The organism is Mesonia profundi, from assembly GCF_031085155.1.
GTDB lineage: Bacteria > Bacteroidota > Bacteroidia > Flavobacteriales > Flavobacteriaceae > Mesonia > Mesonia profundi.
Genome location: NZ_JAVHUL010000006.1, coordinates 1 through 11,750, shown reverse-complemented (window position 1 = coordinate 11,750; position 11,750 = coordinate 1). Strand labels below are relative to the sequence as shown.

General features: G+C 38.5%; 8 protein-coding genes and 1 tRNA gene. 3 read left to right on the top strand and 6 right to left on the bottom strand.

Annotated elements, in window-relative coordinates; translation table 11 throughout:
• Positions 1 to 4: 4 nt before the first annotated feature.
• The 3 genes from RBU60_RS03355 to RBU60_RS03345 form a co-directional block, all read right to left on the bottom strand.
• On the bottom strand, positions 5 to 328 hold the full coding sequence (locus RBU60_RS03355; RefSeq protein ID WP_308863251.1) for a hypothetical protein: 324 nt from the start codon (positions 326 to 328) through the stop codon (positions 5 to 7).
• 301 nt (positions 329 to 629) lie between these two features.
• Positions 630 to 2,075 carry a leucyl aminopeptidase family protein gene (locus RBU60_RS03350; protein WP_308863250.1) on the bottom strand — a complete coding sequence of 482 codons (1,446 nt, stop codon included), beginning with the start codon at positions 2,073 to 2,075 and terminating at the stop codon, positions 630 to 632.
• 335 nt (positions 2,076 to 2,410) lie between these two features.
• Positions 2,411 to 5,413, bottom strand: coding sequence for a T9SS type A sorting domain-containing protein (locus RBU60_RS03345; RefSeq protein ID WP_308863249.1), 3,003 nt, complete (start codon positions 5,411 to 5,413; stop codon positions 2,411 to 2,413).
• Positions 5,414 to 5,764: 351 nt separating this feature from the next.
• Here RBU60_RS03345 and RBU60_RS03340 point away from each other — a divergent pair, with 351 nt between their 5' ends.
• Entirely contained in the window at positions 5,765 to 6,295 is a 531-nt protein-coding gene (locus tag RBU60_RS03340; protein WP_308863248.1) for a hypothetical protein, read from the top strand.
• 237 nt (positions 6,296 to 6,532) lie between these two features.
• Here the strand turns inward: RBU60_RS03340 and feoB are convergent, their stop codons facing one another.
• The 3 genes from feoB to RBU60_RS03325 all read right to left on the bottom strand — a co-directional run bounded on the left by feoB (position 6,533) and on the right by RBU60_RS03325 (position 9,621).
• Positions 6,533 to 8,632: a ferrous iron transport protein B gene (feoB, locus tag RBU60_RS03335; protein ID WP_308863247.1), complete on the bottom strand. Its 2,100-nt coding sequence runs from the start codon at positions 8,630 to 8,632 to the stop codon at positions 6,533 to 6,535.
• 1 nt (position 8,633) lies between these two features.
• Entirely contained in the window at positions 8,634 to 8,864 is a 231-nt protein-coding gene (locus RBU60_RS03330; protein ID WP_308863246.1) for a FeoA family protein, read from the bottom strand.
• A gap of 76 nt (positions 8,865 to 8,940) precedes the next feature.
• Complete coding sequence (locus RBU60_RS03325; RefSeq protein WP_308863245.1) at positions 8,941 to 9,621, bottom strand: SCO family protein; 681 nt, start codon at positions 9,619 to 9,621, stop codon at positions 8,941 to 8,943.
• 430 nt (positions 9,622 to 10,051) lie between these two features.
• Here RBU60_RS03325 and rseP point away from each other — a divergent pair, with 430 nt between their 5' ends.
• Together rseP and RBU60_RS03315 are read left to right on the top strand one after the other, a co-directional pair.
• On the top strand, positions 10,052 to 11,371 hold the full coding sequence (rseP, locus tag RBU60_RS03320) for an RIP metalloprotease RseP (protein ID WP_308863244.1): 1,320 nt from the start codon (positions 10,052 to 10,054) through the stop codon (positions 11,369 to 11,371).
• An 87-nt stretch (positions 11,372 to 11,458) separates the two neighbouring features.
• A tRNA-Asn gene (locus RBU60_RS03315) sits at positions 11,459 to 11,532 on the top strand.
• Positions 11,533 to 11,750: the final 218 nt, after the last annotated feature.

The window sequence follows — 11,750 nt, the reverse complement described above, 5'->3', positions numbered from 1 at the left end:
TCCGTTACAGCTTACCTTCGCGATAAGCTCTTCGCGTTTTTATCTTTTGTAGCTGCCGCTGAATAATCAGTTCTGCCAAAACTTCTCCTGCGGAAGTAGTTTCATTTTTTTCAGCTAAAGCAAGACTCGCTTTTTCTTGAGGAATGTCAATGCGATACAAGAGGCTAATCAGCAAACTAAAATCATCTATAATCAACCGATCTATGTACTGCACCAAGGCTTTTTTTAAGTCTGCTGGAGATTGATTTGTTTTAGGATTAGAATTCTCTAAAGCTAGGAGTTCAAAACTCCATTGTAAAGCTTCTAAACGATCTTGATCTGGTGCCATTTGATTTGGATGTTTATTTATACCTGATTTCAAGCTAAGAAAAATGTGTCAATTCGATTGGCTCGAAACTTCGAGGTGTATCGAGAATAACATTTTTCCTCATAAAATAGTCTTTCTCCACGATTGGATAGGCGTGTAAAATTTTTCATCAAAAATCATCGAAGCACCATTAAGCAGGGTTAACACTGGCATTAATTAACGATCTATTTTTAGAGCTATTTATGATTATGATTCCACTCTTTTTACCCCCCCCCCTGTCCCTCCTTTTTAGAGGGGAAAGAGCAAGATGATTTTTTAAAACTTAAGCCTTATTACGGATTTGATTTTGGATATAATCATAGACAAGTCTTACACCAACTCCAGTTCCGCCAGAAGGAAGCGATCCTTTAGCCTCTTTTAAGAAGGCTGGTCCAGCAATATCTAGGTGAATCCAATCATAATCTGTGAAATGCTCTAAAAATTTACCAGCAGTGGTAGCGCCACCTACGGGACCTCCAATATTTTTAAGATCGGCGACCTCACTTTTTAAAAGATCTCCATATTCTTTCCAGAAAGGAAGCTGAACCAATCTCTCATAAGTGGCATCCCCTGATTTTTTTAAGTTATTCATTTTCTCTTGTTGATTCCCAGCCATAGCAATCCCAAACGAACCTGTGATAGCCGCAGCAGCTCCTGTTAAGGTAGCGATGTCAATCACTAAGTCTGGATTATATCTTTTAGCGTAAGTCAACGCATCGGCGAGGATTAATCTCCCTTCGGCATCTGTATTTTGAATTTCTACGGTGGTGCCATCCATCATGGTAATGACGTCATCTACCAAGAGCGCTTTTCCGTCAATTTTATTATCGGTGGCAGGAACAATTCCTATCACGTGATACGGAAGCTGATTTAAGGCAATCGCAGCCATAATTCCAACGACGGTGGCGCCTCCACCCATATCAGATTTCATGGTAGTCATAGAACCACCCACTTTTAGAGAATAACCTCCGGTATCAAACGTAACTCCTTTTCCTACCAATAGTAAGGGTGATGTGTTTACCGCATCTTTAGGTTGATACGTCATAATATTAAAGGTAGGAGGAACCTCAGATCCTTGGTTAACGCCCAATAATCCGCCCATGCCTAAGCTTTCAATTTCTTCTTTGTGAAGCGTTTCGGTTGTGAAACCGCAGTTTTTCCCAGCTTCTATAATTCGTTCAGAAAACATGACAGAATCCAATTTATTTGGCGGCTCATTCACTAGAGTCCGTGTAAGCGCTACTGCTTTGGCTACCTGCAGCACTTCATGTACGTGGGCTTCGGTAAAGTCGTGGCTCGGTACGTTTACGGTTAATTTCTTTTTATCTTGTTTTTTGAGGTAAGACCCAAAATGATAACTTCCTAAAACCAGTCCTTCTAAAAAGGCTTTGCGTTGCTTTGGAGAAAGGTTTTTTAAACCTTGCAGGCGTGAAGTCTCCACATTCTCTTTGCTTAGAGCTTTGTACAGAGCAATTCCTAGGGTTCTGTTTTTTTCCACATCTGTAGAGGTGAGGCTCACTAAAAAATTTTGAGCCTCATCCACATAACTCATCACTTTATCCTTTTCTTCTTGAAAAGCGGTTTTCACTTTTTGAGTTAGAATCGGATTTAATGATTTTTCCTGAAGTTGTTCTGCTGCGGAAACAAGCAAAATGGTATTGTTTTTTTCTGAATTGTTTTCAGTTTCATCTAACGACACTAAGTCGAGATATAGGTGGTAAGAGTTCAATAGATTAAATTTAGGGTTAAAAAAATAAGGTACGATTCTTTCTATAAAGCTGAAAGTTAAAAGGGAGAAATTAGTGTTCAGTGTCTAGTAATTAGAAGGGAGAGGTGAGAAATTGAAATTGAAGTTGAACTCGAAACTGAAATTGAAAATCTCCCATCGTTAATCTGCATTTTCCAATCCAAAAAATCCCTCCTTCATCGGAAAGACAGTAGCTACAGTGATACTATTGTAAAATTCAAAATTAGGAATTAAAAACTATCGAATAAAAAAGACCGTTTTTCTTCTGAAAAATAAGAAGGTGAAAACGGTCTAGTTTTGATTCAAAATGAATGGGTTTATCTAATCATCAATCGCTTGACAACCTTTTTCCCATTTTGAGAAACCTGTACAAAATATACGCCGCTGCTTAACGGATTTTCTGGTTTGATACTTACTTTGGTGTTACTAAATTCTTGCTCTGCTTGGTAGACTCTTTTTCCGAAGATATCGGTAATGCTTACTTGTACGCCATCTCCTTCAAAGCTCCCGGTGGTCATATAAAAAGCATCACCAGGCTTTGTTGGGTTTGGATAAAGCTCAATCCCATAATTTAGGGTTGCATTTTCTACAGTAAGTCCATCCTCTGCAAAATAAATACTGAATCTGTCGCTGGATAAACTCGCTTCAATTTCTTGACTTACCGAAAAAGCATACACATTATCTCCATTCTCTAATGGAACTTCTGCCTGAGTGTAATTGTCTTTTAAGAAAACGTTAATGTCTTGCATTTGCTCAATGTTCAATAGAAGAGTATAATCGCTATGATTATAATTGTTGCTAAAGAACTGAATCTCTTCCTCTTCTACCGGAAGAGCTCTACGCTCGATACTAAGAATCTCCTCTCCATTTACAATTCCAAGATTTTCGGTGAAGTTGAAAGGTTTTACAGCATCATCTTGAGTCACTTCATTGCTGAGCTCTTCAGAAAAATAAATTCCGAAGCTGTCATGGGTAACACCTCCCGCCGTGTAATTTTCTGTTATAAAAAGCTGCCCAATAATCTGTGGATTTTCAACCGCAGGCTTAGTATTTTTAAATGTTGAAGTATGGTTACCCGGAGCTTTAGCATTTTCGTTAAAAACAATAGAAGTAGGACCATCATTTGCAGTGGCCACCTGTAATGATTGTCCAGGCTGTAAAAATCCATTTGCATAAGAGCCAGCGGTATTGCTGCCATTTGAAAGAGTTATAGTTACATAAGTTCCATTGGTTCCTAAAGTAGGATCATATACATAGGCGAAAATGCTGTTCAAGTTTTGAGAATCTGCAATTACAGTATTGATGTTCACTGCACTTTGATAAGGGTTTGCAATTAAATTGAATTCTCCCTGAACATTGTTTACGAGAGAGTTTTCTGTAAAAGTGCCAGTAAAAAGTATGCCTTTAGTACGCAGCGTAGTGGAAGAGTGCGAGTCATTGCTTCCTAGATCTATGCTTCTATCCCCACGCACAAAAAGTAAGTAGCCTTCTCCAGCATTTACCGTATTCACATTTGTATTAGTAACAGCCACAAAAGATTGATTGACTGCATCTAACCTAAATAAAGACGGGTTTCCGGTTACTGTCCCATCAAAACCATTTTGTTGGTCGGTGGTGCTTCCAGTAATGTGTGTTCCAAAACCTGGTGCTGGATTATCGGTAGCACTTGTTGCTCCTTCTTGCCAGTTGTCGTGAATAGAAGTACTTGTCGTTACAGGACTACTTACAAAACGATAAGCTCTATTGGCACTCGTGTAACGCTCTACAGTAAAAACTCCTGTAATGGTAGAACTTGCAGGGACTGCTGCCAATTCTCCATCGCTGGTAGCGGTACTCTTAAAGACCATATCTCCGTCGTTGGTAATGTCTCCTGCAATCGTAAGAATGCCTTCAATTTCTAAGCTTGCTCCTGTATTGATAGTAATATTATTTACCGAATTGTTGATAGATAAAACGGCTGTACCATCTGCGATACGTAAATCATCAGTGTTCAGGGCAACGCCATCAGGATTAAATGGAGTCCAGGCTCCATTAGAATACACAAATTGTCTATAGATACTAAAATCCCTGAAACGAATAGAACTTGAGCCTCCCGTCATTTCAAATTTAATGCGGCCGTTGGTTCCATTTAAAGAAGATAGGTCTATGGTGTACTCAAATGTTAGGTAATTTGAGGGAGTGAGAAAATTTTCGATAGAAGTATAAGTAGAGCCATTGTCGTTGGAAACTAAAATACTAAGTTCTTGTTCGTTATCTCCTCCAAAAGTGCTCATATCAAAAGACACGCTAAGCACATCATAAGCAGAGAAATCTATAGCTGGAGAAACGATGCTTCCGTTTTCGATTTTCATATAACCCCCCGCAGAAGTTTTTAGTGTGGTATTATTAAATTCGAAACCAAAATCAATAGCCTCATCCAAATCATTTTGATCTCGTAATCCATTTACATAAGGAATGCTAAAAGGGATTGGATCCTTAACGGTATAACTTTGTTCTGAGCTAGTGATCGTTAGCGGAGTAGCGTTGTTGTCGGTGGCCTCAATTTCATAATATACAATGGTACCGTCTGCATGTGCAGGAATAGCACTTGTCGTAGAATAACTGTCTCCGGTGTCTAATATCATCCCAATGCTGTTGCTTAGATTTCCACTAGTAGTACCCCAATGCACTTCTGCCGAAGCAATCCCGTCAGCATCAACTATATCAGCAGAAACCAATACGTTGTCTGAAGAAGTAACATTATTATTACTTGGAATTTGTTCAATATTCGCAATAAAAGGACTGGCGTTTGCTCCACCTCCTCCGAAGCTTGTCCATGTAATATTATCTACAATTACCTGCTTGCTAGTAATATTTTTAATTTCGATAATAACCCCTCCAGATTCATTAATATTATTGACTTCAAAAAGATGTGCGTCAAAATCATCAAAAGGAGTTGAAGTCCCGTAAGAAGTCCCATTCACAAACAATTCTACTTGGCGATCTCCACTACCCGTAAACCCCTTATAGAGCTTTACGCTGAAGTTTCCTATTCCATTAAGAATGGTACTTGAAGTTACTTTACTATCATCTGAGGATCTTCGCAACATTAAGGCGGGAAGGTTTATTCCTGCACTATTAGCATCTCCATTGGCATTTCGAGACTCAACATACGTCCAGGTGATGCTATTATTTCCTGTAAAAGAATTGTTTGAATAACTACTGCCAGCACTTGAATTGGTGAAATCTTCAAATCCTTGTGACCAGCTTATGAAGGTAATTAGTGAAAAAAAGGTCAATAAAATACGAGTCTGAAAGTGTTTGTGGGTAGAAGTGTACATAATATATTTTTTAGTTAATTAAATAGTAACTCCTGTATTTATTCAGCAGTTTCCATACCTAAGCTGTGTTAAAAATACCATAATAAATAGATATATATGTTAATATAGTAAAATTAAAGTTATTTATTGTGAATATGAATGTTTATTTTCGTATCCTATGTCAGTTGGAGGTTTGTTTGTGTGAAAATTTACTGAGGTGTAAATTTGAAATCATTCGATTTATCACTTAAATTGAATCCAATAAAAAGAATTTCTTTTTTTTCTCTTTGTAGACATTAAAATTACCGAAACATTGTAGAAACCGAATTTACATTAACTTCTTAGATTGAATTCTGGGTTTTGGTAAATGTTATGGATAAGCTAAAAGAGGTAGGAATTAGGATCTTCTTTGGGATGATGTATCGCATTAAAATTTATTCTATATTTATGGCTATGAAAAAAATGATCCTTCTTATCGGAATTATAGGTATGAGTTTTTCTATACAAGCTCAACAAAAAGTAACACCACCTGTTATTGTAAAGAAACTAGAAATGGGGAAGTCCTTACAGGTGCATGAGGATTTTAGCTTTGATTTTGTAAAAGTAACTGAAGATTCTCGCTGTCCTACGGGCACCGAGTGTGTTTGGGCAGGGCAGGCTAAGGTCGTAGTGATGTGGTGCAAAGACGGCAAAGAAATAGGTCAAAAGGAGATTACCTTCAAGGGGAATTCGCTTCAAAACGACCCTATAGAGGTAGCGATTGCTAAAACGAAGAGTATTTTTATTTATCAACTGAATCCGTATCCTGCTTCTTCAGAAAAAGAAAACCTGACCTATTCTCTTCAGGTGACAGAACATCTGCCTAAAGAAAAGAGAGAGGTTAAGAACATCCGCACCCACTAGAATCACTACCACAATCGCCAGATTTCACCTTCTTTTTTAGGAAAGGAGGCGTCCAAACGAGTTTGGTAATCAAATAAATAAGAGCGACTAGAAAAGTAAGGATAACTAAAATTTCTTGTAACATAATTTCTCCATTTAATTTACTCACGAGGTGAGGATTAATTATTTTGGGAGCATTGCCTTTAAATCAACCTACATTTTTAGGATCGATTTCTTACGAACCTGCTCCGTTTGAATCTATTTTAAAACCTGAAAGGCTACCAACGCGGCTATATAGGCAATCGCAGTCATAATCACCAACTGCAGGGTAGGCCATTTCCATGAATTCGTTTCTCTTTTTACAATCGCTAACGTACTCATGCACTGCATAGCAAAGGCATAAAAGAGCAATAAGCTTATTCCACTGGCAAAGGTGAATAAAGGTCCGCCAAGGATAGGATTCACCTCTGCTGCCATTCTATTTTTTATGGTTTGTTCGTCATCACTTCCAACGCTATAAATGGTGGCTAAAGTACCTACAAAAACCTCTCTGGCGGCAAAAGAACTTACAATGGCTATGCCAATTTTCCAGTCGTAACCTAAAGGCGCAACGGCGGGTTCTATGGCTTTGCCCATAATCCCAATATACGAATTCTCTAACTTTACAGAAGAAACATGCTTGTTAAATTCTTGCTCAGAGAGTTCATTTCCATACTCTTGGGTAACTACCGCTTCGGCATTATTAAAATCTTCTCCTGGTCCATAACTGGCCAATACCCATAATACAATAGAAATGGCTAAAATAATTTTACCCGCGCCAAAAACGAATGCTTTGGTTTTTTCTATCACGTTAATGGCTACGTTTTTAAACAAGGGTAGCTTATAATCTGGCATTTCGATGACAAAATAGCTTTTGCTTTTAAGGCTCATAATCTTATTCAAGATCCAAGCCGAAAATATAGACATCCCAAAGCCAATAAGGTAGAGCAGCATTAGGGTTAGGCCTTGGTAATTAAAAATTCCTAAAACGCGTTCATCGGGAATTACTAAGGCAATAATAATAAGGTAAACGGGTAACCTAGCCGAACAGGTGGTGAAAGGAACCACTAAGATGGTGATGAGGCGCTCTTTCCAGTCTTCAATATTTCGTGTGGCCATCACCGCGGGAATCGCACAAGCGGTTCCAGAAACTAAGGGAACGACACTTTTTCCGCTAAGGCCAAAACGCTTCATCACTTTATCCATTAAGAATACCACTCGGCTCATATAACCACTTTCTTCTAGCAGCGATATAAAGAGAAAAAGAAATGCAATTTGGGGAATAAAAATAACCACTCCGCCAAGTCCGGGGATAATCCCTTCAGAAATCAGGTTGGTAAAAACGCCAGAGGGAAGCGCCTCTTTAGACCATTCGCTTAAATTGGCGAAAGCCATATCAATAAAATCCATGGGGTAACTGGACCAATCGTAAATCGCCTGAAAGATGAGTAATAAGATGGAAAAGAAAATCACGTAACCCCAAACTTTATGAGTGAGAACGCGGTCTAATCTCGCACGTAAATCTGTTGCGGCATTAAGATCTTTGGTAAGCGTTTCTTTAAGCGCGGCATTAATAAATTGATAGCGCTTTATGGTTTCTTTTTGCTGAAGACGTTTGAGTTCACTTTCCTTTTTTAGACTAAAATCTGGGGAAGCACTAAGCTCCTTTCGGTTAAGGTTTCCAAAATTCACATCTTGGGTAATCACCAGCCAAAGCTTGTATAAAGATTGGTTAGGGAAGGCTTTTCTAAGAAGCTCAAAATATGGAGGATCTATAGAAGAAGCGTTTAAGCAAGGCTCTGTAGGGATTCTCCCGTGATTGATGATGAGCTCCTTTAACTCCTCAATGCCTGTTTTTTTACGAGAGCTCACCAAAGCTATTTTGGTGTTTAGTTTTTCTTCAAGCTTAGGAATATCTATGCTGATACCTTTGCGCTCCATACGATCTGCCATATTAATGACTAAGATGGTAGGAATACCCAAATCTTTAATTTGGGTAAATAAAAGTAAATTTCTTTTTAGGTTTTCGACATCGCTAATCACTGCAGCAACATCTGGATAATCTTTATCGTTTTTATTAAGCAGGAGCTCAATGACTAAATTCTCATCTAAAGACGAAGCATTAAGGCTATAGGTTCCCGGCAAGTCAATAATGTGAGCTTTTAAGCCGCGCGAAAGTTTACAAACTCCTTCTTTCTTTTCTACGGTAATTCCTGGGTAGTTTCCTACTTGTTGATTAAGGCCTGTGAGGTGATTAAATACAGAAGTTTTACCAGTGTTAGGGTTTCCTATAAGAGCAACATTTATTTGTTTTGCCATGTTATTCTATCAAATCAATTTCTATTTTTATAGCGGTTTCCCTTCGTATTGCCAAGTGGCTTCCGTTAATATTAAGGTATAGGGGATCCTTAAAAGGAGCTATTTGCACCAATTCTACATCATTACCAGGCAAGCAACCCATTTCTAAAAGTTTTAGAGGGATGGAGTCATCGGTAAATTCTTTGATGATTCCGTGTTGTCCACGCTTTAAATCGGCTATCGTTACTTTCAAAGTTTATTTAGATTGAATTTAAACAAGCAAAAGTAAAAGAAAAAAACGACCTAGTAAAGCCTTAATCGTTAAAACCTTAATCTTGGCCGCTTTGAATCTTTTTTAGGGTCGCAATGTCTTCGATTAATTCGTCGATAGCATCTGGGCTCGTACCATCATAAAACTTTCTGATGCGACGTTGATTGTCGATAAGCGCAAAATTCTCGGTATGGATCATATCGTAGGCACCGCCGCTACCTTGGGTTTTTACCACGAAGTAAGATTTACGGGCGAGTTCGTAGATTTGTTTTTTATCGCCGGTGACCAAATTCCATTTTTCATCGATAACTCCTTTTTTAAGTGCGTATTTTTTAAGTTGAGGTACGCTATCAATTTCGGGAGTTACGGTATGAGAAAGTAAAAGCACTTCGTCATCATCTTTAAATTCGTCCTGAATTTTCTTCATATGGTCTGTCATAATGGGACAGATGGTCTGGCAGGTGGTAAAAAAGAAGTCGGCTATATAAATTTTATTGGCGTAATCTTCTTGGGTGATCGTATCTCCGTTTTGGTTGACGAGCTTAAAGTCGGCGATCTTATGGTATTTCCGCACATACTGCATGGTAGAATCTACCAACTCGGCATTTACCATACTGGGTTGGTAAATAGGCAGGTTAGGAGCGGGTTTAAGTTGTTGATAGATGAGGGAAACGATGATGGCCGAAAGCACTAAAAGTACAATCGCTAAATACTTATATCTGGCAAAAAATTGTAACATGAGAACTCTTAATTTTAGGTAGTGCAAAAATACGCTCTTTGACCGAGAGCATGAAATGAGTTGAGGTTTTTGTTTTGCGTTAAGGATAGTAGTGGCATCCTTTTATGACGCTTTTGCGGAAGAAAAGACCTGCCGAAAGGGGGCAGGCAGGTATAACGGATAGCCTGGTAGGGCTTTTTTGCCCTAAACGCCCAAAGAATCTTAATAATTTTTATGTTTCTATAGTTTTAACACGAAGGAATGCGTGGCTGTGTTTTTGTAAGCGGAAAGAAAAGATTACTTTTGTGCGATTTTAAAAATCAAGAACCTCCATGCAAACAGGGAGGTGTAAATTAAAAAACTATTTTAAGGTTTCGAGAAAAGCTAGTCCTAACGGCACGAGCGAACCTCGGAGAATTAAACCCTAAATGAGGGATTAAGAATTACGACTATGAGTCCATTTGCGATAAAAGCCATACAATTATTATTAAGCTTATCTTTTTTGATCGTCCTGCACGAGTTAGGGCACTTTATTCCTGCGAAACTTTTTAAAACGCGGGTAGAGAAATTCTACTTGTTTTTTGATGTGAAATTTTCACTTCTGAAAAAGAAAATAGGAGACACTGAATACGGAATTGGATGGTTGCCCCTGGGTGGATATGTAAAAATATCTGGAATGATCGATGAGAGTATGGATAAGGAACAAATGGCACAGCCGCCGCAACCATGGGAGTTTAGAAGTAAACCCGCATGGCAGCGCTTAATTATTATGTTGGGAGGAGTGACGGTAAATGTTCTTTTAGGATTTTTTATCTATATGATGGTGTTGTTTGTTTGGGGAAGCGATTTTGTAACTAAAGATGATATTCCAGACGGTTTTGCCGTGGCGGAACCTTTACATGAATACGGGTTTGAGGACGGAGACCGTATCTTGGAAGTGAACGGAGAGGCGTTTGAAAATCAGGTGGCGATTAGTCAGCATTTTATGGTGCGTAGTGTAGAGACGGTAAAAGTGTTGCACCAAGATGGATCTGAAGAAGAACTTAGTGTGCCAGAAGATATCGGTTTACAATTGTTTAAGGCAGGACATATGAAGCCCTTTAGCAGAATGGCTTCCACTACCATAGATTCTGTGACCGAAAATTCTATAGCTCAGCAGATAGATTTAAGAAAGGGAGATGAGGTGATCGCTTTTAATGAGCAACCGCTTACAAAGTGGCACGAGTTTCAAAAAAAGAAAGCCGACTTAGAGTCTTTAAGTGGTACTCTAACGGTGATGCGCGATGGTAGTAAAATGGAAATTCCTTTTACCTTAGATGATGAGAAACAATTTGGCGTTTATCCTAAAGGCAAACCTATCAACATCCAAACGAGAGAATATAGCCTAGGAGAAAGCATTTCTAAAGGTTTTGATTACGGGTATTGGACGTTACACGATTATGCAGCTCAGTTTAAATATGTATTCACCAAGAAAGGAGCTACGCAAGTAGGTGGTTTTGGCGCGATAGGAAATCTTTTTCCAGACGCTTGGGATTGGAGAGCTTTTTGGGGAACGACAGCGCTTATTTCTATGATTTTGGCCTTTATGAATATCTTGCCTATTCCGGCTTTAGATGGGGGACACGTGATGTTTTTATTGTACGAAATAATTAGCGGAAGAAAGCCTAATGATAAGTTTATGGAGTATGCGCAAGTGGTAGGTTTCTTTATTTTGATAGCTTTGGTATTGTTTGCCAATGGAAACGACGTCTACCGTTGGTTATTTGAATAAAAAAGTTCAAAAAATGTTTGCACAAATTAAAAAAGCGCTTATATTTGCATCCGCTAAGCAATCATATGCCTAGCGAAAGACATAAACTCCTCTTTAGCTCAGTTGGTTAGAGCATCTGACTGTTAATCAGAGGGTCCTTGGTTCGAGCCCAAGAAGAGGAGCAAAGCCGAAAAGATACGTAAACAGTAACTTTTCGGCTTTTTTGATTTCAATATTAGCTTAACTATTAACACCACCGTTAATAAAATAGTTAATAATTTGTAGTCGAGTACAAGTTATGGAATGCGATACTCCCAAAACATGGATCAAGTCAAAAAGTTGTGGGATTTTAGTTTTATGCAAAAATTGTGGATAGTCTAAATAGGAAAAAATCTACTTT